The sequence below is a fragment of the Massilia sp. BHUDP2 genome (genome assembly GCF_046236355.1).
Lineage (GTDB): Bacteria > Pseudomonadota > Gammaproteobacteria > Burkholderiales > Burkholderiaceae_D > Telluria > Telluria varians.
Genome location: NZ_JBJUVW010000001.1, coordinates 837,333 through 860,629, shown reverse-complemented (window position 1 = coordinate 860,629; position 23,297 = coordinate 837,333). Strand labels below are relative to the sequence as shown.

Sequence of the window (23,297 nt, the reverse complement as noted above, 5' to 3'; positions counted from 1 at the left end):
CGTACATGAGCGGTATTGTACGCGCCAGTCAGGCGCCGTCAGTAGCTGCCGCTCCAGGTCACGCCGACCGACTTCGGTCCCGGGGCGATGGCAAAGCTCGAGCGCGGGTTATCGCGCTGCGCCTGCCACAGCCAGCTGCCCATCGCATAACCGATCACGCCGCCGGCGACGATGTCAGACACCCAGTGCTGACGCCCGGCGGTACGCCCCATCGCGCTGGCCGCGGCGAGACCGTAGAGCCATGGCGCATCGTATTCCTGCGCGAACGGGGTGACCGCCGCGAACGCGACCGTGCTGTGGTTCGACGGGAAGGATGCGTCGGAACGGTCCGCGGTCCGGCTCCAGCGTCCCGCGCCTTCGCTCGGCCGCGCGCGGCTGACGATGCGCTTGGTGGCCATCGAGACGGCGGCTGCGCCGGCGATCGACTGCAGCGAGATGATTCCGGTATTCTGCGCGCGCGCATCGCCGAAGGCGACTGCGCTCGCGGCGGCGCCGGCCAGCACCACCGGCATGCCCTTGCCTACCTTGTCCCAGGCGCGCGCGGCGCGCGAACCCGCATGCTTCTCCATGAAGCGGTCGACCGGCTTGTCGAGCAGGGCGCCGGCCAGGACTGCGCCGCCGCCCAGCATCGTGCCCTTCGCCCACTGCGGCAGGGTCGGGGTAGTCGAGAACGACTGTTCCAGGCGCCAGCGGAACAGCGGCCACATGTCGGGCATCGGCCGCAGCGGCGGATGCACCGCCGGCAGGTTCTGCTCGTCGCGGCGCTCGGCGAAGTTGCCCAGGCCGTCGTAGGTGCTCAAGTCGCGGCGCGGCTGCTCGAACAGCTCGTACAGGTCGCCGGGGCTGGCGACCATCTGGCCGACATCGCGGGTCCAGGGCGACAGGGCGAAACCGGCGCTGGCCTGCGAGTCCGCCGGCAGCATGATGTTCAGCGGAATCGACAGGAACACGCCCTTGTCGTTGTACGGGCTGGCGGGTGTGCCGGGGTTCGTGATGTCCCTGCCGTTGGTCTTGGTGTACCAGGCGCCGATCTCGACGCCCGACTGGAAGCGACGTGCGAATTCGAGACGCACGCCTTCGTCGCGCGCTAGGAAGCGCCCTGCCCGTGCCGTCGCGGTGACGCCGTAGGGGAGCTTGTAGTGCAAGGCGCCCAGCGCGGTGACGGTCTTGTAGTCCCGCTTGTCGAACCAGCCCTTGTAGCCGCGCTGCTGCAGGGCGTCGACGCTGATGTCCGCGGCCCAGCGACTGTCCTTCGGCAGGTAAAGCACCTGGCCGCCAAGGCCGCGGTACATCTCCTCGTAGAAACCGACCGAGACGCGTGCATACACGCGCTCGTCGAGCGTCAGGTACTGGTTGAGCAGCAGGCGGTTTAGCTTGAAGCGGCTGCCCCGCTTATACTCGGCAATGTCAGTGCGCACATGCGGCAGCAGGCTGTTCGACTTCTGGGTTACGTCCGACACGTTTTCGAACAGGTTCAGCTTGAAAGCACTGTTCAGGTAGGTACCCGGTCCCAGGCGTCGGTCGTAGTTGGTGGCGGCCGAGACTTCGTAGCGCAGCGCGCCGCTGGGGTCGTTGAAGAAGAAGGCGATCTTCGGGATCGTCTTGAAGCGGTTCGCCTCGCGATCTTCCGACACGACCTGCACGATGTTGCCGTCCTGGCCGACCTGGACAGCCAGGCCGCCGCTATCGTCCTTCACGCCGGCCAGCAGGTTCTCCCGGTCGGGCAGGACCGTATCGGACGGATGGGCATAGCGGACCAGGACGGTCTCGAGGAAGGCATCGCGGTTCACCAGCCCGGTGAAATAGTCCGACAGGCGGCGCAGGTCGAAGAATTCGTAGGTGGCGATCGGCTGCTCGAGCTTGGTGTAGGTCACATGGATCGAGCGCGTTTCCGGCGGCGCGAAGGCCAGTGCGGTACGCGCCGCCCGCCCGACCGCGCGGCCCATGTTCGAGATCCGGGTATTCGTCAGGATCAGGCGCAGCGTCGACCCGTCGAGATCCACGCGGACGTTCTTGTATCCCTGCGCACTCAGGGCATCGATCAGCGCCGCGCGGTGCTTGCCGTCGGCATGCCACTGTTCGGCGGTCGCGCGCGTCACGGTCTTGGAGAACGGCGCCGGTTCGTAAATCTTGGGAATGAACTCGCGTTCATTGAAAGGAATGCTGACGTAGGCGTTGATGCTGAAATGATCGTCATGCCGTGCCAGCTGCGTACCAAGCCAGCCCCAGCGATACTCCAGCGCTGCGGCCACGCCCTTCTTGCGCTTGCCCGCCGAGGTCAACTCGGCATTGAAGTCCTTCGAATAATTGTTCGCGTCGTATTCGACGACGGCCGCCAGGCCCGGCACGGCGGTCGACGCCCAGCGCATGCCTGCGAACAGGCCTTCGGGGCGGCGCTGGCCGTAGCCGACGCTTACCTCCATGTTGCGCGCAGGCCCGAAGACCTTGCTCGCGACGATGTACTTTCCTTTGAAGAGCTCGGTGCCGAGGATATCGGTCATGCCGACCGACACGGCGGGCATCCAGCCGCTCTCTTCGAGCAGCCGCAGCTTACCGTCCACCACCTTGTCCTTGTAGCGTCCGTATTCCTTGCCGTAGCCGCTGGGATCGGAAAAGCCCTGGATGCCGCTGATCGAGACGTAGCGGCCGGTCATCTGCAGGAACGGCAGCATCGTCGCCGTCACCCAAGTGCTGCCGTACGGGCTATCGTAGCTGTAGCCGGTCGAGAAGGTGCCGTCGGATTCGACCCGGGCGTTCGGCATGTTGATGTAACCGGACTGGCCCTGCAGGGTCGGAGTCGCACCGAACGCGCTTGCGGCGCTTGCCAGCAGCACGCCATAGCACGAGTACTTCAAAGAGTTCCGAAAAACTGGATGCAAGAGAATGCTCACAAAAAGATGCCTGCCCGGTCGAGGCGCAGATGGTATTGACGGTCTGGTGGAAAGCGCTGCCTAGCCGGCGCAGGCGATGCGGGCGTCGACGGCGGCGCGCAGCGCGCCCAGGTAGGCCATCGCCGCGTCGCTGCCCTCGGCAGGCGCCCACGGCGCGAACGACTTGGCCTGGTCAGGATCGAAGGGGCCGGCTTTCACTTCGAACAGTACCGAACCCGGCTCTTCGGCCAGCACGGTGTGCCAGGTGTCGGTCCGGATTTCGACGGCCAGGCAGTCAGCGTCGCGGCGATGGGCGTCGCTGCCGAAGCGCCGGCAGTCCAGCACATTGCCCTCATCGTCGAACAGCACCAGCGTGAACACGCCGCGCACCGCCATCAGGAACTCGTCCGCGCGCGGTCCGAGATGCCGGTGCGGCCTGATATAGCTGTCCGTCCCGATGGCGTTGAACAGGCGCTGGACCGGGTCCTGGTAGCTGGCATGCAGGTTCGCATGCAGGCGCCGGCGCGGGTTCGCCTGCGCCGACATGGCGACATCGTCGATGAAGCCGAAACTGTAGGTTCGGACGTTCATGCTTTCTCTTGCAGGCACATTGGATCGGACGACAGCGGCCGCGCTTCCTCCAGCGCCGCACCGTCCTCACGCTCCGCGGCGCGCTGCATGCTCAGGGATTTGCAGATCCGCTCGACCGCGGCCTCGGACGAGAACAGGCGACCGGCCAGCTCGAGGCAGCGCTCGCTCATCGACACGTCGCCCTTGTGTTCGTCCACGAGGCGAACCGCCAGTTTCGCGAGTTCGTCCGCATCGTTGCCGCTGGAGGCGAAGCCGACACGGTTCTCGTTGATCAGCTTGATGAGGTCATTGCCCTTGTTGACGCTGGCCAGAACCGGCAAACCAGCGTGCACATACGACAAGAACTTGCCCGGAATATTGTGCGTGCGATGTCGATGATCGAGGGAGATCAAACCCGTATGGCATTGCTTGTACAGGCCTGCAATCTCGACAGGATCGATCTCGTCGAAGAACTGGACGTTGTCCAGGCCGAGCGCAGCGACCTTGTCGCGCAGGCGCGCCGTCTCGCTGCCGCGGCCGACGAGCAGGAACCCGATGTCGGGACGCGCTTTCAGCCTGTCGGCGAGGTCGACGACGATGTCGATTCCCTGCGCCCTGCCCATGTTGCCCGCGTAGACGAAGACGAAACGGCCTCGCAGCGCGGTCTGCTCGATCTCGATCGAGCAGCCCAGCGCCTGTGCGGGCGCGAGCCAGTTCTGCAGGACTTCGATGCGCGCCTTGTGCTTGCGTTCGCTGAAGTACCCGACGTTCGCCGGCGTCTGCACGCCGATCACGTCGGCCACCGAATACTGGTAGCTTTCGACCATCTTGAAGCAGCGGTACGGCAGGCCCCGGCCCATCACGCCCATGTCCACGGCCCACTCGGGGAAAATATCGCGCAGGATGAGATAGCTCGGGCAGTTCGAGCGCTTCTTCAGGAAATTGACGAAGGGGCCGAAAAAAATACTGGGCGAATACCAGACCACGCCATCCCAGGCCGACGCCGCCAGCGGCGATTTCTTGTAGTTGCGCAGCATCGCGAACGGCATGGCGAATTCCGCCAGCGTCCTGCGTACATAGCCGATGTCCTTGGTCTTCGGCGCACGCAGGCGCAGCAGGGTCACCCCTTCGTAGGTTTCGGTCGTCCACGCCTCGGGAAGATCGGCGGCAGGGACGATCACGGTCACCTCATGTCCCTGCTTCCTGAACTCGAGGGCCAGGTCACGCAGCTGGACTGCGGCGGAAGTCCGCATTGGGGGGAACGCGTCGCCGACGATAGCAATTCGCATAATAGTAGTAGTGATGTGTTCAGATACGCGGCCCACGCACGGTTCCGATGTGGTGAAGCCCTTGCTCATACCGATGACCGCCGTCCCTGCCGGCGGACCGGCCCTGCTTCCGATGGAAACCTCGCATCCGGTCGGATCCGGCTGCGATGGGTCAGGCCTGTGTTGCCGAGGATTGCCATCTACGCTGCGAGGACGGGCGCCCTGCAGCGTAAATGTTTATTCCCGGAATTATAGCGCCTTGCGCCAAACGGTACGGTTTACGTAATCGATATAGCTGAGCACGATGCGCAGGACTTTTTGCGACACGTACTTGGCTTCGTAATCGACCACCGTGCGCGCGAAGCCCGGGTCACGCTGGTATTGCGAACAGGTCACCTGCACCGCATCCAGCACTTCGGTCTCGGTCAGGCCGCTCATGATCAGGGTGCCTGCATCCATGCCTTCCGGACGTTCGTGCGCGTTGCGGATGGTAATCGCCGGGAAGTTCAGGAGCGCGCTTTCCTCGGTGATGGTGCCGCTGTCCGAAATCACGCAGGTGGCGTTGGTCTGCAGCGAGATGTAGTCGCAGAAGCCGAACGGATCCAGGAAACGGATCAGCGGATCCATGGTGGTCGTCAGCTCGGCCAGGCGCTTTTTCGTGCGCGGATGGGTCGAGACGATCACCGGGTAGCCATACTTCGCGGCGAGCGCATTCAGCGTGCCGAGCAGGTTGCCCAGGTTTTCCGGGTTGTCGACGTTCTCTTCGCGATGGGTGCTCACGACGAAGAACTTGCCGGCGCTCAGCCCAAGGCGTGCCAGGATGTCGGACTGCTCGATCTTCGGGCGATAGTAGTCGAGCACCTCATGCATGTGCGATCCGGTCTTGATGATGGTCTCGGAGCGGATGCCTTCGGCGATAAGGTAGCGGCGCGCGTGCTCGGTCAGCACCATGTTGATGTCACTGAGGTGGTCGAGCACCTTGCGGTTCAGTTCTTCCGGCACGCGCTGGTCGAAGCAGCGGTTCCCCGCTTCCATGTGGAAGACCGGGATCTTGCGGCGCTTCGCTGCGAGCACGGCCAGGCAGGAATTCGTATCGCCGTAGAGCATGATGGCGTCCGGCTTTTCCTGTTCCATGACGGCGTCGGCGCGCTCGATGATGCGGGCGATCGTCTGGGCGACCGTGTCGCCGACCGCTTCCAGGAAGTGGTCCGGCTTGCGAATGCCGAGGTCGTCGAAGAAGACCTGGTTCAGCCCGTAGTCGTAGTTCTGCCCGGTGTGCACCAGCACGTGCTGGGTGTGCTGGTCGAATTCGGCGATCACGCGGCTCATCTTGATCAGCTCGGGCCGCGTGCCCACGATGGTCATTACCTTACGCATTGAGTTCTTCTTTCATGTAGTCCAGCGTGAGCAGCAGACGCTTGATCTGCTCGACATTGAGGCGCTCCGTATTGTGCGAGGTGTAATCGTCGAGCAGACTGATTTCCTTCTCGCCCTCGCTGAAGTACTTCGCGTAGTTCAGGTCGCGGTTGTCGGCCGGGATGCGGTAGTAGCCGCCCATGTCTTCGGCGTGCGCCATTTCTTCGCGCGAGATCAGGGACTCGTAGAGCTTCTCGCCGTGGCGGGTGCCGATGATACGCACTTCGCTGTGGCTGTCGAACATCTCTTTCAGGGCGCGCGCCAGGTCGGCCACGGTCGACGCCGGTGCCTTCTGTACGAAGATATCGCCCTGGCGACCGTTCTCGAAGGCGTACAGGACCAGGTCGACCGAATCTTCGAGCGACATCAGGAAACGCGTCATGTTCGGATCGGTCACGGTCAGTGCCTTGCCTTCACGCAGCTGCGACACGAACAGCGGAATAACGGAACCGCGCGAAGCCATCACGTTGCCGTAGCGGGTAGCGCAGAAGATGGTGTCGCCTTCCGCCTGCAGGCGGGCTTTCGCGACCATCAGCTTCTCGGCCATGGCCTTCGAAATGCCCATGGCATTGATCGGGTACACGGCCTTGTCGGTGCTCAGCACCACGACGCGCTTGACCTTGTTGGCCTGGGCGGCGTTCATCACGTTCTCGGTGCCGAGCACGTTGGTGCGCACCGCTTCCATCGGGTAGAACTCGCAGGACGGCACCTGCTTGAGGGCGGCCGCGTGGAACACGTAGTCCACGCCTTTCATCGCCTGGTCCAGGCTCGCATAGTCACGGACGTCGCCGATATAGAACTTGAGCTTGGGGTTATTCAGCGCGATGCGCATTTCTTCCTGCTTCTTTTCGTCGCGGCTGAAGATGCGGATTTCGCGCACGTCGGTTTTCAGGAAACGCTTCAGAACCGTGTTGCCAAAGGAGCCGGTTCCGCCCGTAATCAGTAGTACTTTATTGTTGAACATTCTTTATCTCTTCTAGAAACTATTGGAAATCGTGCATTTTCGTGATCAGTTCTGGCCAGGATGGAGCGCGGTAGCCAGTGGCCGCATAGAATTTGTCTGCATTCAGAGAGCGGTCGATCACGAACTCGCTTTGCGGCACGATCTCGATCGACTTTTCATAGATATCGGCCACCAGCCTGAGCAGGTCGAGCTTGGCGATCGGCTGGGCAGCGACGTGATACAGGCCCGACAGCTCAGGACGCGGCAGCACGACATCGCGGATGACTTGTGCCAGTTCAACCGTCGGCAGGCCCGAGAAGATCGCCTTGGCGAAACCTTTCACCGAGCCGCTCTGCGCCAGGAACCAGCCGACCAGTCCGTTGTTGCTGCCCAGTTCGTGACCGATGATCGAGGTGCGCAGGGTGATCGTGTGCGGATAGCTCACTTCGCCCAGGCATTTCGAGACGCCGTACAGGTCGCGCGCGTCCGGCTTGTCGCTTTCCAGGTAGCCGCCCCTGGTTCCTTCGAACACGCAGTCGGTGCTCACATGGATCAGGCGCGCATCAACCATTTCGCACAGGCGCGCGAGACGGTGGGGAAGCAAGGCATTGATGGGGATCGCCTGCAGCGGATCGTTGGCGTCCGCCAGCTGCTTGATGAGGCCGACGCAGTTCACGACGACATCGGGACGCACCTTGGCGAACAGCAGCGCCAGGGAATCCTGGTTGTCGACGTCCACGCCGACCACGAAACGTTCGCGCAGCTCGGCGGGGAAATGGCGGATGGCGGCGCTGCTGCGCAGCGAGCCATACACTTCGTGCTCGGTGGTGGTCGACAACAGCCGGTACACCGCATTGCCCAGCATGCCGGAAGCGCCTATCACGAGAATCTTCATATCATTCCTTAATCAATAATATCGGGTATCACGCCGAGTAAAACGCGCGCCACTGCGGACTGATCTGCTCGAGCGCGTATTCCGAACGCGCCCATTTCTGGATGTTGACCGAGCGCGCAGCGTACTCATCCTTCGTCCACGCCTTTGCGGCGAGCAGGGCTTGCTGGATCGCCTCCGCGGTCGGCTCGCACAACATGCCGCCGTTGTGCGCGATCGCGAACAGGCCGGTGTAGGGCGTCGTCAGCACCGGGCGACCCAGCAGCGCGGCTTCGACGTTGACGAGGCCGGGCGCCTCCGAATACGAAGGCAGGCAGAACAGATAGCAATGGCGGTAAAGCTCCTGGCGGGCATCGCCATAGACCGGCTGCTCGACGGTCACGCGGCCTGCCAGGCCCAGGGCCGCGATCCTGGCGTCTAGCTCCTGCATGAAGCTGTCGGAACCGCGCGGACCGACGATGCGCAAGCGCCAGGGCGCCGGCAGCGCGGCGCCGGCGAATCCTTCCACCAGCTTGAGAATGCCCTTGCGCGGATCGAGCCTGCCGACGAACAGGATGTCGCGGTTGCCCGTGGAGGACTCGTGCGACACGTCGTCCGCCTTCAGGAAACACATGTCGAGGATGTGCGGGATATAGAAGGTCTTGTCGCGCAACCAGGAATGGCGGCGGAACTCGGCGAGTTCGTTTTCGCTCGACACATGAATCTTGGTCGCCCCGCGCAGCAGCCAGTTGCCCACCACGAAGCGGTACAGCAGCTTCTTCATGCGCTTGGCAGGTCCGTCCGAGGCCAGGATCGTAGTCAGCAATTGCCCGTGGGTAGTGACCATGTAATTGGTCGCGCTCTGCCGGCATGCCAGGCAAAGGCGGACGAACGCGGTATTCCAAACGCCGTGGAAATGGACGAAGTCATAGCTGCCGCTGCGGATCGCATCGGCGAGCACTTCGCGCGCCGGCCCGGTCACGCCGTCCGCGCCCTCCGGTTGGGCAGGCTCGGCGGTCGCGCAATACGACACGTCGTAGCCCAGCTCACGCTGCAGGCGCATCAAGGCCTTGACCGCGGCGGGCAGGCCGCCGCCGGCGCTGTGCATGGATTCGACGATATGGATGATTTTCATGGTCGTGGGGCCGGCGGCTCAGGCCTGCTGCCGAATGTGGCGGTAACGAAGGTATGCGTAGCAGACGCCTGCGATGCGTTTCAGGTTATTCAGCGAGAACGCCTGCAATCCGCCCTCTTTCACCGCTTGCGCGAAACGCGAGAAGCCGGTGCCGGCGCGTCCGGAGCGCAGGTGCAGGCAGCCGGAAAACACCAGTGCGGCCGCCATCGCGCGCTGGCGGCGCGGGCCGGCGCCGCTCTTTGCGCTGCCGAAGAACTCGCGCAAGGACGCGACCGATTCGTCCGCCTTGGCGACGGTGGCGCTTGCGAAGGTTTGCGAACCGGTGTGCACGCGAAAATCGCCGAGGTCCTCGTCGACTTTCACGAAGCGTGCACCCACGCCGGCGCGGATCCAGAAATCGAAATCCGGGATCTGGCGCAGCGTGGCATTCCAGCCGCCCGCGTCCAGGAACAGGCTACGGCTGAACAGGGCGCCCACGCCGATCGGGCAGACGAACTGCTCGACCATGTCGCGGTAGCCATGGAAGGGAATACGCTTGCTCTTGATCGTCTTGCCGTGCTGGTCCATCAGTCGGTAGCCGCCGAAGATGACCGATGGCGAACCGTCGTAGTGGGCGACCAGGCGTTCGATGGCGGTCGGGTCCAGCAGGTCGTCCGAGCTCAGATAGCCCAGCAATTCGCCTTTGGCCATCCCCCAGCCCTTGTTCAGGGTATTGGCCTGTCCCATGTTTTGATGCGAAATGCAGGTGACCTTGCCGGCCCACTTTTCCATGACCTCGCGCGTGTTGTCGGTGGAACCGTCATCGATGACGATGTACTCGACGTTCTCGTAGGTCTGGGCGAGCACGCTCCGGATGGTTTCATCAAGGTAGTCGCCCTGGTTGTAAGCGGGCGTGACGATCGTGACCAGTGGCCTGTTTTTATTCATGGTGCTCAATTAAAGGCTTTGCGCAGGCTGACGAAGTCGATCCGTGCAGAGGGATACGCCAGGACCTTCGTCGCAGCCAGGACGAAAAAGATGGACAGGAAAACCAGCACGCCGCGCACGAGCGGGGACGCGATCGCAGCGGCGCCATACGTGGCGCTGACAATCGCGATGCACGAGGCCAGGCGGACGATGCCGATCTCGAAACGGCCGACGAGCCTGCCGGCGATCTTGAACATGATTGCCGAGTCGATCAGCATCCGCAACAACCAGGCGATCGCGGCGCCGACGATACCGAAGCTCATCGCCAGGACGGCCAGCACCACCGCGAAAGGCAGAAACTCGCAGACATGGACCAGCGCGGTAGTACGTGCCTGCCCTGCCCCCTGGATGGCGGAGAAAGGAATGTGCGCCAGGCAGTTCACCATGATGCCGAAGCAAAAGATCTGCATGACGACCGCGCTCTTTTCCGCAAACTCGGCGCCGATCCAGACCGCCAGGATTTCATGGGAAAACGTGGAAAGCAGCAGCGTGACCGGGTAGACGACGCAGAACAGCACGCACACCCCTTGCTTGTACAGGCGCTTCGCATTTTCCGGCTCGACCCTGATCTGCGCCGCGAACCGCGGAAAGAGGACGGCCGTCAGCGCACTCGGGAGGATCCAGAGCTTCGTGACCATCTCGTTCGGCGTCACGTAGTAGGCGACCGCGGCTGCCGAGATGCAGATGCCGATCAGGAAACGGTCCAGGTAGCCCATCAAGGGGCTGACCAGGTTGCTGACCGTCATCCAGCCGCCGGAGGCCAACAACCGGTTCAGGACGGCGGTATTGAGGCAGCGCTGGCCCCAGGCGCGCGGGAACGAGCGCAGCACGTAGTACAGGTGCGCGAAACCGGCGACGTAGCGGCCCAGGACCAGGACCGCCGTCACCATGACCAGGCTGTTCTCGACGTAGACCACGGCCAGCGGACCGAGGAAGGTCAGGAGGCCCATCGGGACCCGGATGATGTTCAGCACCACGAATTCGGAATTCGCTTCGAGGATGCCGCGCAGGCCGGTGGTGAGCAGGATGGCAGGCATCGCCAGCGCCATGACGCGGATCGAATCGGCGATTTCGGCCCGGTCGCCCTGGTAGGAAACCTGGGAGGCCGCGAAAGCCGCGCCTGTCCACAACAACAGCCCGGCCAGCACACCCAGCAGCCCCAGGGTCAGCAGTCCGGACTGCAGGACGAAGGGGATTTCCTCTTCCTTTTTCTCGGCCAGCAGCACCGACAATTCCTGGGTGATGGCACGGCCGAGCCCCAGGTCGAACAGCCCGAAATAGCTGACCACGGCCCAGATCAGGGTCAGGATGCCAAAGCGCTCCACACCCAGCATATGGATGAGCTGGGGCATCGCAGCGAGTGCGACGACCAGTGGCAGGCCAAGCCCGACGAGATTGTAGAATGAGTTTCTTAACATGACTTATGTGGTGCTAGCTGATACTGCAAGCATTCTGTTTCGCTGGTGAACGGACTATTCCATCCATTGTTCCTGGGCCTGGCCCGGAAGAACGAAATCGGTACGTGTGCCGTTGCGGATCACCAGGTTCCAGTAGGTCACCACGCACAACAGAATCACCAGGAGCTTCGGCAGGACACCCTTCGACGACCTGAACACCGCTGCCGCAGTGAATGGCATCAGGCACAGGAAGAACTCGAATCCGCGCAATCCGACGGTCGGAATCCAGTACAGGAAGCCGTAGTAGACAAGGCCGAAACACGCCAGCCGGAAAGCGATGCGCTCCAGTTCGGTTTCCTCATCGGCGGGCACGACCAATGGATACAAGACCAGCAGCGCCGCATTCGTCATCAGGTAGACGGTCATAAAGTTCGTCGACGAAACGATGTTGCCGATCGCATCCGAATAGGTTGCCAGGCGGGGGTCGACGAAGCCGAGCGACAGGATCGCGCCGAGGAAGGCCGGGCTGTCGGAAATCGCCACGCCCAGCGCAGTGATCAGGCCGCAAACCGTGAGCATGCCGAGTGCACTGATTTTCAGGGGCCTCAACAGGAGCGCAACAAGGCCGAGGATGGTCGACACGTGGAAAAACAGGGTGAGGACAAAAAACACTGCCGCGCCGACATAGCGCTTCTGCGTCAGGCGGATGACGGCCAGCCAGTAGAAGGCGATGGCCAGGCCGATCCGGATCTGGGTCATTTCATGGACGTACCACGCATACATGGCGTAGCAAAGGAGGGCCACGCCGAAATGACGGGAGTAGCGCTGAAGCAAAGGCAGTTTGATGCACAGTGCGACGGTCGAGTAGAAAGCGATGACCCAGGGCGCACCTTCCCGGAACTGGAAGGTATAGAAGAAGTTCGAAATCAGCGCGAAACTGCGCTCGAAATTGAGGTCGCCGCTCTTCAGGCAGAACTCGTTTTGCGAGCACAGGAAATAGGTGACATAACCCTTGTAGTCGGCCGATCCGCTCATGTAATAAGCGGTGAACACTGCCATGAACACCAGTACGGCAACCATGAGGTCCAGCCTTGCCCTTTTGACGGGCAAGAACAGACACAGCAGCAGATTGGCCAATACGTAATGCATTATCGATGACGGGTGGGTCTTATTTCCAGCGCAGGCTGCGCTTCAGTTTGTCCAGGCGCGCCTTCTCGCGCTCATCGGCGCCGAGCGCGGAAAAGTAGGCGCGCGCGAACACATAGGCGATCGACAGGACCAGGGCCGCGACGGCGGTCATGATCACGATCAGGCTGCGGCCCGGGCGCGATTTACGGTCGGGCTCAACGGCGGTATCCAGCACCTGGATCAGGGAGCTTTGCTTGGCCTCGTCGATCTTTGCCAGTTCGAATTGCTTGGCGAGCAGTTCGAAGATCGTCTCGTTGTACTTGACGTCACGAACCTTGCGCACGTAGTCCAGGCCAACTTCCGGCACTTTGCTGGTAGGGATGGAAATATCGCCGCCGCCGGCATTCAAGCCCTGCTCCACTTTCTTCAGCTGCGCGCGCAGGCCGACCAGCTCCTGCTGGATGCGGATATAGTCGGGATTGTTCGCCGTGGCGAAGGTGCGCATCGACCCGAGCATGACTTCCTTGGTGGCGATCTGCGCCTTGATTTCGGCGGCGCTGCGGATGATGCCTTCAGTCTGGCCGGTGAGCTGGATCAGGCCGGTCTTTTCCTGGACGCCTTTCAGCGCGACCTCGGCATTGGCCAGGGCCTGCTTGGCGTTGTCGAGCTGCTTTTCGAAGAACAGGCGGCGCTGCGACGCTTCCGTCACCGCGAGCGTTTGCGTCAGCTTTTGCAGTTCCTCGATGTAGCCGTTCGCCAGGGCTGCCGCGCGCTTCGGTTCCTCGTCGTCGACCTGGACGGAGATGATGCCGTCCTTGCCGCTGTACACCGAGGTGTTCATGGCCAGTTCCTTGCGGGTATCGCTCTGGAAGTCGCGGTCGTAGACCTTCATCAGCTCGAAACGGCTGATCAGGTTGTCGGCAACGGTGCGGCTGTTAAGCATCGCCACGTAGGTGTCGTTCGGGTTCTTCACACCCAACGACTGCCCAACGGCGCCGCTCAGGGCGCTGATCTGGCCGAGCAGCGCCGATGTCGGCGACTGCGTCTGCGGCGGCAAGATCTGGGCGGTCGCGGTATAGACGTTCGGCAGCAGCATGCTGACGCCCGCGGCGGCCACGGACGCGGCAAAGGTGACGCCGATGATCAATTTCTTGTTTGCTGCGATCAGCGAAAGCGAATCCAGGAAACTCGGGCGTGCTGGTCCGTGATCGAACTCGCCAGTGCCGGCCGTTGGGGTGTGCGACATGTCTAACATAGGGATGATATGAAATCTCCACCGTTCGTCATCGGATGACGAACGGTGGAATAATTAGTCTTTCAACACTTTCAGGCCAGCGGCGCCAAGACCAAACTGGTAGAAGATCGCCGTCCATTCCTTGAGGTTCTGGGTCCAGGAAGTACCCTCGATTTTTTCCGGAATGACGATCGTGTCGCCCGGATTCAACGCGTCGGACCCGGCGAACTTCCCGAAGAATCCGCCCGACCCGTTCGCTTTCGCCGTGCCGTCGGCACGGATGACATAGCGCTCGGATTTGTCCGCACTTTCAGTCACGCCGCCGGCCAGCTCGATGTAGTCGGAAATCGACCGCTGTGGACGGTAGATGAAGGAGTTCTGCTGGAATACCGCACCGAGGACATCGACGGTATCCGGCCGCTGCGGCACGAACACGACATCGCCGTTCTGCAGGGGGAAGTCCGGCAGGTCCTTCACCTGCGCCCGGGCTCCCGACAGCTCGAGGACGACGCGTCCTTCCGCCCGAACAGTGCGTAGCCGCTGGGCCATTGCGCGCTGACGCTCAACTTCGGCCGTGATGATCGCCAGGTTGTCCTTGTCTGTCGTCGCGGTCAGGCGGCGCGTCGCGTTCGCTTCCAGGTCGCGCTCGAAGCGGTCGGCGATCTCGTTCAGGCGCTGTTGCTGGGCGCGGCGCACCGATTCGCGCTTCAACTGGAGGGCGAACAGGTAGCCGCTCGAGGTCGGGCCGCCCAGGCGGTTGACCAGCTGGCGGAGGGTCTCGCCTTTTTCGATGGCGATGACGCCGGTGCCCTGGAGTTCACCCGACACGGTGACGTATTCCTTCTCCACTTTCGCCTGGATGGGAACCGCCTGCGGCGAGAACACGCGATACACGTCTGCCGGACCAACCCGCAGCTTCGCCAGCGCATCCCTGCCCGCTTGCGCGTTGAACTCGAGCACCGGCTTGTACACGTTGCCGGTATTCTTTTCGACAACGATGTCGCCTGCCTCGGCCGCGGAATCGAGACCGCCTGCCCAGCTGACGAGGTCCGCGGTGGTCGCCGGGCCCTTCAGCTCGAAGATCCCTGGATTCTTGACATTGCCGGTCAGCGCGACACGCGGGCCCGCTTCCGGAATGTAGATGACGTCGCCGTCGCGCAAGGTGATGTCGGCGCGCTTGTCGCCCTTGGTCAGCATATCGTACAGGTCGAAGGACGTGGCCACGGTATCGCCACGCTTGACCTGGATGTCACGCAAGGTACCGGTCGGGCTCGGACCGCCCGAGGCAAACAGTGCGTTGAGCAGAGTGCTCATTGCGCTGAGCGTGTAGCTTCCCGGGTAGGCAACGTTGCCGACCACGTAGACCTGGACGGCACGCGTTTGCGAAATACTGACCGTCAACTCGAAGTTGCTGAACAGCTTGGCGACCGCTTTCTTGAGGTGGCCCTGGAGGTCGCGGTACGCAACGCCGGAGACCTTGATCGAACCCACGCGTGGAATATAGACACTGCCGCTGCGGTCGACGGTCGTGCTGACGTCGATGTCGACCATGCCCCAGCCGCGAATCTGCAGCTCGTCGCCCGGGCCGATGACGTAGTCCGGATTGACCTGGGTCGCATCGACGGGAGCGAAGGTGCTGGGCACTTCGCTGAACAGGCGGCGACCGAAGATCTCCAGCTCCTGCCCGGTCACGGTCTGCACATATTTTTCGAATTCGCCCTTGGCGTTGGCTTTCTTGCCGGCCTCCATGCGGGCACGCGCCGCCCTGCCGTCATCGAGCTGGCCTGCGCGTTCCTGCTGGGCACGCACGCCGGAAATATCCGTACGCGAGGAAGTAATGGAGGGCCGTTGCGCACTGGTTCCCGTATCGAGGGCCGCAGCACGATCGGCCAGCGATTGGGCAGACGCGCCGTTCATCAGGACCAGGCTGCTGAAGACACCCTGGCAAAGGCAAAGCGCGGCTGAGTGAGCAAATCTTTTGCGTGTTTTCATTTTCATTAATACGTCATTCTTCAGAACGTCATTTGTTCGCCCGATTGTCGAAACAAAATGAATTGACAAAGGGTCCACAAAATACGAAATAACCTAACGAACATCCAGTAACGGAATCATGGGTCTTGTTGAGCATGCACCTGAACAATCGGCCATATCGATTCCAGCACTGTCGGGAACGGCCGTGCATTCCTTGCCAGCCTTACCCGCCAGTAGATGATTCATGAGTGCGCACGTTCGCGCTGTTGACCTGGGATGCGACCTCGAGCATGCAGGGCCTTCGCCCGGGCGGCACCCTTGACAAAGTGAACACCGCTTGTCGCGATAATTAACACTGAGGCGCCTCGGGCAAACCGCTATTTTACCCGAGGGCAATAGCGATAGGAAACCTTTTGTTGTCGGCGATTTCATGAAATGTGTCGCCGAGGATGTGAAATTCAGCATATTCGCCACACTCGAAAATCCCCCCTCGGCAGGGGATTGCCACGAGTACAAAACCCGACAATCCATCTTGGGTAAATTGAATTTTCTGATGTAACACTGCTGTGATTTTTGGTGAGTTTTTGAACAGTTATCGGAACTGCATCCTGATTAACTGATCATCAATATGTTGAAATAGAATCAAAAGAAATTGGCAATTTGATATAAAAATATTTCAACTAAATTCGTGTTCCAGATCACCGGGTTTCTGCTTTACTTGCCAAATGCGCAAAGGCCTCATGCGTAGATGCTCCCGTTAAGGCGCAGGAAAGACATGTCAGCAAAGGATATGGATGCCACGCACACCCAGGCGCGCATGGCGCCGGGCCGGGGCAAGTGAGCTGGGCACTTCGCCGGCCGGGACGACTTCAAAGCACAGTGGAAATCTCAGGGCCCGCGCTGGGCCAGGGGCGTATCGGCCTGTCCCAGCACGGCGCCAGGCAGCGGATCGGCGGGTCTGATGTGTCGGCGGCGCGCCCACCATGCCGACACCACGAAGGCATACACCGACAGGTACAGCAGGAAACTGGCCAGCACCCCCTGCAGCATCGCTTCCGGCACGGCGGCGAAGCGCACCGCCATCATGGCCGGCACCAGCGCAACCACCCAGCACACCGGCGAGACGGAGGCGTTGCGCAGCGGCGCCGGCAGCGAGTGCAGGAAGCGTGCTACCAGCGCGGTCTTGACCAGGCTGTGCAGGTGCCAGCTGTCCGGGTGGCCGGGATGACGGCGGTACCACAGGCGGCGCACGACGGTGAACACGGTCTCGAAGACCGGGTAGGCGCAGGCCAGCAGCGGCGCCCAGGGCGACACCAGCGGGTTGCGGTAGACCAGCATTACCGACATCCAGGCCAGCAGGAAGCCGAGCAGGTAGGCGCCGCCATCGCCGAGGAACAGTTTGCCGAAGGGGAAATTTACAAGAAAGAAACCGGCGGTCACGGCACAGACCACGAAGCACAGCTGGGCCAGGTGGGGGTCGCCGGCATCCTGGGCGATGATACCGAGCGCTGCCATGCCGATCAGCACGGTGCCGCTGGCCAGGCCGTTGAAGCCGTCGATGATGTTGACGGCATTGGCCACGCCGCCCACCGCGACGGCGGTGAACAGGACCGAGGCCGGTAGCCAGGTCAGCATCACGTCGAGCGGGGCAATGCCAATGTGCAGCAGGGTGACGCCGGTCAGGCCCCAGCAGCACACGCCGCTGGCGATGGTGGCGAACAGGCGCGCGCGCACCGAAACCTTGCGCGTCAGGTCTTCGGCCAGGCCGAATACGAAGGCCGGCATGGCGGCCACCAGCACCGGCAGCAGCAGCTCCTGCTGCGCCTCAGGCAGTATGCCGAGTGACAGCCACAGGCCCAGCATGATGGCGGCACCGCCGATGCGGGGCGTCGGGGTGACATGGAATTTCTGGACGCCGTGCGTGGCGTCGAGCGAATAACGTCCATGCCAGCGCGTCGTCATGACGAGCAGCAGCGAACAGGCGAGCGACACGGCGAAGCCAAGCTCAAGGCCGGCAAATGGCAAAGTAATAATACTCATAGAATCAGTTTGTTAACTCGTCAATTCTATCGCATTTCCATTTAACCAACTCCCAATGTGTTACAGACTGTTTCCTTGTTGGGCGGTCCACATGCTCGATCTGTTGGGCCAAGTTTTCGATTCTAGAGATGTTGATATCTCGCAATCAATCACCCTGAAACTTCTTCTAATATTCTCGACAATTCATTACATTTTTACTCGTGGCAATTATTCACCGAAGTTCTCCGGAGCCGGCATGGTCCTCACCCGCTGCATCGACCGGCCTCGCGCCCTGCTCTTCTTCCTTTTCTGTGTACTGTTCGCCTCTCCCGCGGGGGACGCACAGGCCCAATCCGCCGCCGACCCGGCCGAGCTCCGCACCCGCCAACTCGAGGCCGAGGCCCGCCAGGCCCTGGCCGAAGCCGAACGCGCCGAACTGCTGGCGCGCCTGCCGCCAGCCCAGTCCAAGCCGCTGACAGGCAGCATCGACACCCGCCAGTTCGGCGCGGCCGGCCTTGTACGCGCCTTCGACCTGGCGCGCGAACTTGCGGCCACGCTATGCGCCCGCCTGCCTGCCAACCGCACTGCCGCCCTCTACGATCCGGCCACGAGCCAGGGCATGGTGGCGGCGCGCAGCGTCGACAGCGCCCTCACCCGCTTTTCCAGCGACATGGCCGAGCGCAACAAAGCCTTGCAGCGCTACCTCGACACCCAGCGCCCGCCGGGCTCCGGCGCGGCGGCGCTGCCGCTGGCCGTGCTCACCATCGTGCCGGCGACGGTGCGCGCGGGCGCCGACATCGCCGCCCTGCTGCGCAGCGACGTGAGCGCAACCGGGATCGGCTATGGCGAAGGGGCGCGTAGCCTGTTCGCCAGCGCCCTGGCGCAAACCTGCCCGGAGCGCATCAGCGGACTCGGGGCGGGCTACCTGGGCGAACTCGACTGGGCACGCTACGAAAAACTGCTGGGGCGCCTGAATGCCCTCGCCGTCCACCGCGCCGCCTACGCCCAGCGCATCGCCGAGCTGCAGGCGCTGCTCGATGCCGCCAAGGGCGAGCAGAAGAAGGAAATGGCGGCAGTCAGCCAGGCGGCGCTGGCGCAACTGAAAGTGGTAGATGCCTTCGTCGACTCGCTCAAGGCCGGCGAAGCCAGCGACAGGAGCCCGCTGTTCAATGCCGCGCGCTTCCTCGGCTACAGCGAGCGCACCGCCGGCAGCCTGGTGCTCGACGCCGAGCTGCGGCTGGAAGGCATGAGCATCGTGAAGGAAAACCTGTTCACCGGCCAGCACCTGCGCCTGTCGGGCGTGGCCTTCCTCTGGTACCGGCTGCACGAGCCGGACGGACGGCTGCTGGCGGCGGAGACGCTGCGGCGGATCAGCAGGCCGGTGGAGGTGGATTTGCGTGGCGAAGGAGCGCCGGATTCATTTTGGTCGGGGCCGTAACGCCTACGACCGTTCCAGCCGCTTCACCGCCTGCTCGATCGCCCCGAACACCGACTTCCCCTTCTCGTCCAGCATCTCGATCCGGATGGTGTCGCCGAAGCGCATGAACTGGGTGACCGGCTCGCCGAACTCGATGCTCTCCAGGCAGCGCTGCTCGGCGATGCAGGAGTAGCCCTTCGACGCATCCTTGTTCGACACCGTGCCCGAACCAATGATGCTGCCGGGGCGCACGTTGCGGCTCTTGGCCAGGTGCGCGATCAGCTGCGGGAAGTTGAAGACCATGTCGGTGCCGGCATCCGGCTGCCCGACCAGCCTGCCGTTCCAGCTCGACCTCAGCGGCAGGTGGACCTTGCCGCCGCGCCAGGCCTCGCCCAGCTCGTCCGGCGTCACCGCCACCGGCGCGAAGCTGGTTGCCGGCTTCGACTGCAGGAAGCCGAAGCCCTTGGCCAGTTCGTCGGGAATCAGGTTGCGCAGCGAGACGTCGTTGGCCAGCATGAGCAGGCGGATCTGGCCGTGCGCCTCGTCGGGCGTCGATCCCATCGGCACGTCGCCGGTGACCACCGCCACCTCGGCCTCGAAGTCGATGCCCCACTCTTCGTGCGCCAGCACGATGTCGTCCATCGGACCGATGAAGTCGTCGCTGCCGCCCTGGTACATGAGCGGGTCTTCCCAGAACGAGGCCGGCATCTCGGCCTTGCGCGCCTTGCGCACCAGTTCGACGTGGTTGACGTAGGCCGAGCCATCGGCCCACTGGTAGGCGCGCGGCAGCGGCGACATGCAGGCGCTTGGATCGAAGTCGAAGGGGCGGCGGGCGCGGCCATCATTGAGCAGCAGCGACAGCTCGGCCAGCTGGGGCGCGATGAAAGCCCAGTCGTCGAGCGCGGCCTGCAGGGTGGGCGCGATGCCGTCGGCGACGTGGGCGGTCTTCAGGTCGCGCGAGACGACCACCAGCATCCCGTCGCGGGTGCCGTCCTTGAGCGTGGCGAGTTTCATGGTGATAGCGGGCTCTGTTGGGAACCCGCCATTGTAGCGTCAGATCAGTATCGAACGACGACGCCGGCGCCGATGGTGCGCTGGAAGTAGTTGTAGTCGATCAGGCTCTGGCCATAGCCCGAGAACCAGTGCACATAGCCCTTGAGCGGGCCGGCCAGCGGGAAGGCCCAGCCGAGCTGGGTCGCGCCCTTGCTGGTCGAGAGGTTACGGCGCAGCATGGCGCTGAACTCGTGGCCGTCCATCCGGTAGGTGCCGGACAGTTCGGCGCGGCCCATGTAGTCGATGATGTCGGGATTGTCGTCGTCCTCGAACCGCTCGTTCAGGCGCTTCCACACGCGCGCCGTCATCGAGAAGCGGCCGCGCTCGATGCCGACCTGGGCATAGATCCGGTTCCAGCTGCGCGACAGGGTCGAGGTCTGGCCGTTCGACTGGTGGACCAGGCCCAGGTTCAGGTACTTCAGGTTGGCGCCGAAGGCGCTGAAATTCAGCGGCGTCACCACCATCACCTCGGGCTGGTAGTTGGTCTCGCGGAAGGGGCTGGAAGCTTCGCTGTTGTCGGCCTGCCAGAAGCTGTTCTGGGTGTAGGCAAACCACACGTCGATCGGCAGCTCGAAGGCCGTCTCGACCGCCTTCATCTTGAAGCCGAGCTGGTACTGCAGTTCGGCGTGCGACAGCTTGCCGGTAAAGTCGACCGCACGGAAAGGTTCGTAAGGCGCCTCGTTGGGGCGGTAGGTACGGGTCGCGATCAGGTAGTTGGGCCGGTGCGGGCGGAACACGAAGATGCCGCGGCGGTGCTTCTCGTTCAGTTCCCAGTGCGAGTCCATGGTGTACTCGGCGGCCGCTTCGACCGCCGGATCGACCGAAGCGGCCGGGTTCGGCTGCGGCTTGGCCGGGAACGCGGTCGGCTGCTGGCCGGGAACGGCGGCGACCTCCGCCCCCTGGGCCGGTGCGGCAAGGACGGCGGGCGCGGCGGGCGTGGCGCCATGGGCTGCGGCCAGGCTGTCGAAGCAGGCCAGGCGCTCTCTGGTGTCGACCAGCTTGGTGCAGTCGGCCAGTTGCTGGGTTACCGTTGGGGTCGCCTGTTGGGCGAAGGCTGGAGTGGCGAGCAGGACGGGCAGCAGGGCTGCGGGGATCTTCTTCAAATGCATGGGCTTTCTTCGGAAACGGCTGTACGGACGCAATGACAGGGGCAAGCGTGCCCATGACATGACGGTTTGTCAACGGCAGTGTCGCGGAAAACCCGGGATGATGGCGCACCGTTTGCAGCCGCCCGCCCTACCGGTTCAACCTGTTCAGCAGCTGGATGCGCAGCGCGCGGGCGCCATCCGCGTCCAAGGGGGCCAGCATCCGGCGCGCCGGTGGCGGAATATGGGCCGCCTCGCTGCCATCGCTTTCGAAGACGTAGTGGCGGAACAGCTCCTGCCAGGCACGCCGCTGGGCGGGCGGGAGCTCGCGCATGGTGAGCAGCGCCAGCATCAGGCTGCTTACCGGCGAGTCCATGTGCGGCGCCGACTGGCGCCACCAGTAATTCACCAGCGCGTTGAAAGGCTCGAGCGCTTCGATGTGGTGCCACCACATCGAGGGGATGAAGAGCGCGTCGCCCGGTCCCAGTTCGGCCGACCGGGCCTGCTCCATAGCCTGCGCGAAGCGCGGGAAGCGTTCCAGGTCGGGCTTGGCGAAGTCGACCAGGCTAATCGCCTGCCCGGCCGGAGTGAAGTCGAGCGGCCCGATGTACAGGTTCGACACCTGCTTCGGCGGGAACAGCGTGAAGCGGCGCCGGCCTGCGGCCACGACCGCGATGTTGTCCGGCACGTCGTAGTGGGCGGCGATGCGCGAGCGGTTGCCGATCCAGATGCTCACCAGCGGCACGCGCCCGCCCAGGTCGAGGTCGTTCTCGGAACGGAAGCCCGGCAGGTAGTGGTCGATCATCGTCGAGCCGACGTAGACCGAGGGCGGGCGCAGGTCGTCCTTGTGGTCTTCCAGTTCTTCGAGCACCTTGTCGAGCGGCGCCTTGATGGCGGCGTAATTGAAGCCGCTCAGGTCCTCGTTGTAGAAGTAGCGCCCCGCCATCTCGGGCGCGCCCAAGAAGGCCAGCACCTGTTCGCCGCGGTAGAAGCGGCGCAGGTAGGCGCCCGCTTCCTGCTGCGAGGCGCGCGCCCTGGCGACCATCGGCCAGCTCGACGCCAGCCCGCGCAGCACCACCGGTTCGGTCGAGGTCAGCAGTGCGTCGCTGAGCACGCCCGGTACGCTGCCGTCGAGCTCGCGGATCGGCGCGGGTTCAGGCAGCATGGCGGCTCTCTCGACGCTCGCGGCGCGCGATCAGGTCGCGGAAGTTGGCGAGCGAGGCCACCGCCATGTAGATCGCCTCCAGGTGGCCGGCGCGGCTCAGGCGCTCGAGCGCGGCGCCCGGCAGCGCCTGCAGCCGCTCCTCGTTGATCGTATAAAAGCCCATCAGGCGGTGCTGCGAGCCGTCGTTCAACTCGATGTCGGCAACGAAGGATTCGAGCAGCGCGTGCTCTACCAGCGCGTCCACGAAGGCGGGCATGGCTTGCAGGCCCTGGTGCAGGGTCAGCAGCACCGAATGGATGCGTTCCAGGTAGGGACTGGTGCCGCCGTAGGGCAGGAACAGTTCCTGCCCCTCAGTCCGGCTCACGCGCGGATGATCGATGTCGATGTGGATGTTCAGCTCGTCGCCGTGGCGGCCGATCAGGAAGGGCCGGCGTTCGATGTTCAGCGGGACGTAGTGGGCATCCCAGCCTTGCGGGCCGAGGAACAGGTTCTCGCCGCTCTCGAAGCCGAACAGCGCCAGCGCCTCGTAGCCGGCGGCGTCACCGGTGGCGCGAAAGACGATCGGGTAATGGGCCTGGACCTGGCGGAACTCCTGCGGGAAGGTCAGGCTGAACATCACGTCGTCGCCCCAGGCGGCGCCGCGCTCGGCAATGACGCGCAGGTCCTTGTGTTCCAGGCTGTGCAGCAAAACGGATTGGTTCATAGTCTCCTCCGCCCTAAGTTTCGCATGGACAAAGCCATGCGTGTCAAAAAAACAGGCCGCACGAAGACGGCCTGTCGGAAAGGCGG

The 23,297-nt window shown here is 63.3% G+C and carries 18 protein-coding genes; 1 reads left to right on the top strand and 17 read right to left on the bottom strand.

Annotation, left to right across the window (positions count from 1 at the left end; translation table 11 throughout):
- Window positions 1–38 precede the first annotated feature (38 nt).
- The 13 genes from ACK6C6_RS03760 to ACK6C6_RS03700 all read right to left on the bottom strand — a co-directional run bounded on the left by ACK6C6_RS03760 (window position 39) and on the right by ACK6C6_RS03700 (window position 17,809).
- Entirely contained in the window at window positions 39–2,855 is a 2,817-nt protein-coding gene (locus ACK6C6_RS03760; protein WP_409265973.1) for a YjbH domain-containing protein, read from the bottom strand.
- 96 nt (window positions 2,856–2,951) lie between these two features.
- A complete protein-coding gene (locus tag ACK6C6_RS03755; protein WP_409265972.1) occupies window positions 2,952–3,461 on the bottom strand; it encodes a WbuC family cupin fold metalloprotein in 510 nt (169 codons plus the stop codon).
- Window positions 3,458–4,693: a glycosyltransferase family 4 protein gene (locus ACK6C6_RS03750; RefSeq protein ID WP_409267300.1), complete on the bottom strand. Its 1,236-nt coding sequence runs from the start codon at window positions 4,691–4,693 to the stop codon at window positions 3,458–3,460. The genes ACK6C6_RS03755 and ACK6C6_RS03750 overlap by 4 nt, the downstream gene beginning before the upstream one ends.
- Before the next feature lie 264 nt (window positions 4,694–4,957).
- A complete protein-coding gene (gene wecB, locus ACK6C6_RS03745; RefSeq protein ID WP_409265970.1) occupies window positions 4,958–6,085 on the bottom strand; it encodes a non-hydrolyzing UDP-N-acetylglucosamine 2-epimerase in 1,128 nt (375 codons plus the stop codon).
- Window positions 6,078–7,088 (bottom strand): polysaccharide biosynthesis protein, encoded by a 1,011-nt coding sequence (locus ACK6C6_RS03740; RefSeq protein WP_409265968.1) that lies wholly within the window; start codon window positions 7,086–7,088, stop codon window positions 6,078–6,080. The genes wecB and ACK6C6_RS03740 overlap by 8 nt, the downstream gene beginning before the upstream one ends.
- Before the next feature lie 19 nt (window positions 7,089–7,107).
- Window positions 7,108–7,962 carry a dTDP-4-dehydrorhamnose reductase family protein gene (locus ACK6C6_RS03735; protein WP_409265967.1) on the bottom strand — a complete coding sequence of 285 codons (855 nt, stop codon included), beginning with the start codon at window positions 7,960–7,962 and terminating at the stop codon, window positions 7,108–7,110.
- Window positions 7,963–7,990: 28 nt separating this feature from the next.
- Window positions 7,991–9,073, bottom strand: coding sequence for a glycosyltransferase family 4 protein (locus ACK6C6_RS03730; protein WP_409265966.1), 1,083 nt, complete (start codon window positions 9,071–9,073; stop codon window positions 7,991–7,993).
- A gap of 18 nt (window positions 9,074–9,091) precedes the next feature.
- Complete coding sequence (locus tag ACK6C6_RS03725; protein ID WP_409265964.1) at window positions 9,092–10,000, bottom strand: glycosyltransferase; 909 nt, start codon at window positions 9,998–10,000, stop codon at window positions 9,092–9,094.
- 5 nt (window positions 10,001–10,005) lie between these two features.
- Window positions 10,006–11,457, bottom strand: a complete 1,452-nt coding sequence (locus ACK6C6_RS03720; protein ID WP_409265963.1) for a flippase — start codon at window positions 11,455–11,457, stop codon at window positions 10,006–10,008.
- Between the two features lie 54 nt (window positions 11,458–11,511).
- Window positions 11,512–12,573, bottom strand: a complete 1,062-nt coding sequence (locus ACK6C6_RS03715) for an EpsG family protein (RefSeq protein WP_409265962.1) — start codon at window positions 12,571–12,573, stop codon at window positions 11,512–11,514.
- 31 nt (window positions 12,574–12,604) lie between these two features.
- Complete coding sequence (locus ACK6C6_RS03710) at window positions 12,605–13,810, bottom strand: GumC family protein (RefSeq protein ID WP_409265961.1); 1,206 nt, start codon at window positions 13,808–13,810, stop codon at window positions 12,605–12,607.
- A 63-nt stretch (window positions 13,811–13,873) separates the two neighbouring features.
- Window positions 13,874–15,715, bottom strand: a complete 1,842-nt coding sequence (locus ACK6C6_RS03705) for an SLBB domain-containing protein (protein WP_409265960.1) — start codon at window positions 15,713–15,715, stop codon at window positions 13,874–13,876.
- 942 nt (window positions 15,716–16,657) lie between these two features.
- The gene (locus ACK6C6_RS03700) at window positions 16,658–17,809 is read right to left on the bottom strand and encodes an MraY family glycosyltransferase (RefSeq protein WP_409265959.1); all 1,152 of its coding nucleotides are present in this window, start codon (window positions 17,807–17,809) and stop codon (window positions 16,658–16,660) included.
- Window positions 17,810–18,044: 235 nt separating this feature from the next.
- Between ACK6C6_RS03700 and ACK6C6_RS03695 the strand changes: the two genes are divergently transcribed.
- A complete protein-coding gene (locus ACK6C6_RS03695) occupies window positions 18,045–19,226 on the top strand; it encodes a hypothetical protein (protein WP_409265957.1) in 1,182 nt (393 codons plus the stop codon).
- Between the two features lie 3 nt (window positions 19,227–19,229).
- Here the strand turns inward: ACK6C6_RS03695 and ACK6C6_RS03690 are convergent, their stop codons facing one another.
- From ACK6C6_RS03690 to ACK6C6_RS03675, 4 genes are all read right to left on the bottom strand, one after another.
- Complete coding sequence (locus ACK6C6_RS03690) at window positions 19,230–20,219, bottom strand: fumarylacetoacetate hydrolase family protein (protein WP_409265956.1); 990 nt, start codon at window positions 20,217–20,219, stop codon at window positions 19,230–19,232.
- A gap of 44 nt (window positions 20,220–20,263) precedes the next feature.
- On the bottom strand, window positions 20,264–21,367 hold the full coding sequence (locus tag ACK6C6_RS03685) for a phospholipase A (protein WP_409265954.1): 1,104 nt from the start codon (window positions 21,365–21,367) through the stop codon (window positions 20,264–20,266).
- Between the two features lie 127 nt (window positions 21,368–21,494).
- Entirely contained in the window at window positions 21,495–22,508 is a 1,014-nt protein-coding gene (locus ACK6C6_RS03680; RefSeq protein WP_409265952.1) for a cupin-like domain-containing protein, read from the bottom strand.
- Window positions 22,498–23,211, bottom strand: a complete 714-nt coding sequence (locus ACK6C6_RS03675) for a SapC family protein (protein ID WP_409265950.1) — start codon at window positions 23,209–23,211, stop codon at window positions 22,498–22,500. The genes ACK6C6_RS03680 and ACK6C6_RS03675 overlap by 11 nt, the downstream gene beginning before the upstream one ends.
- Window positions 23,212–23,297 lie beyond the last annotated feature (86 nt).

Bases quoted from the DNA above. Each gene is read 5' to 3' on its own strand.
- ACK6C6_RS03755 (WP_409265972.1), bottom strand. From the start codon at position 3,461: ATGAACGTCCGAACCTACAGTTTCGGCTTCATCGACGATGTCGCCATG.
- ACK6C6_RS03750 (WP_409267300.1), bottom strand. From the start codon at position 4,693: ATGCGGACTTCCGCCGCAGTCCAGCTGCGTGACCTGGCCCTCGAGTTC.
- wecB (WP_409265970.1), bottom strand. From the start codon at position 6,085: ATGCGTAAGGTAATGACCATCGTGGGCACGCGGCCCGAGCTGATCAAG.
- ACK6C6_RS03740 (WP_409265968.1), bottom strand. From the start codon at position 7,088: ATGTTCAACAATAAAGTACTACTGATTACGGGCGGAACCGGCTCCTTT.
- ACK6C6_RS03735 (WP_409265967.1), bottom strand. From the start codon at position 7,962: ATGAAGATTCTCGTGATAGGCGCTTCCGGCATGCTGGGCAATGCGGTG.
- ACK6C6_RS03730 (WP_409265966.1), bottom strand. From the start codon at position 9,073: ATGAAAATCATCCATATCGTCGAATCCATGCACAGCGCCGGCGGCGGC.
- ACK6C6_RS03725 (WP_409265964.1), bottom strand. From the start codon at position 10,000: ATGAATAAAAACAGGCCACTGGTCACGATCGTCACGCCCGCTTACAAC.
- ACK6C6_RS03720 (WP_409265963.1), bottom strand. From the start codon at position 11,457: ATGTTAAGAAACTCATTCTACAATCTCGTCGGGCTTGGCCTGCCACTG.
- ACK6C6_RS03710 (WP_409265961.1), bottom strand. From the start codon at position 13,810: ATGTCGCACACCCCAACGGCCGGCACTGGCGAGTTCGATCACGGACCA.
- ACK6C6_RS03705 (WP_409265960.1), bottom strand. From the start codon at position 15,715: ATGAACGGCGCGTCTGCCCAATCGCTGGCCGATCGTGCTGCGGCCCTC.
- ACK6C6_RS03700 (WP_409265959.1), bottom strand. From the start codon at position 17,809: ATGAGTATTATTACTTTGCCATTTGCCGGCCTTGAGCTTGGCTTCGCC.
- ACK6C6_RS03695 (WP_409265957.1), top strand. From the start codon at position 18,045: ATGGTCCTCACCCGCTGCATCGACCGGCCTCGCGCCCTGCTCTTCTTC.
- ACK6C6_RS03690 (WP_409265956.1), bottom strand. From the start codon at position 20,219: ATGAAACTCGCCACGCTCAAGGACGGCACCCGCGACGGGATGCTGGTG.
- ACK6C6_RS03685 (WP_409265954.1), bottom strand. From the start codon at position 21,367: ATGCATTTGAAGAAGATCCCCGCAGCCCTGCTGCCCGTCCTGCTCGCC.
- ACK6C6_RS03680 (WP_409265952.1), bottom strand. From the start codon at position 22,508: ATGCTGCCTGAACCCGCGCCGATCCGCGAGCTCGACGGCAGCGTACCG.
- ACK6C6_RS03675 (WP_409265950.1), bottom strand. From the start codon at position 23,211: ATGAACCAATCCGTTTTGCTGCACAGCCTGGAACACAAGGACCTGCGC.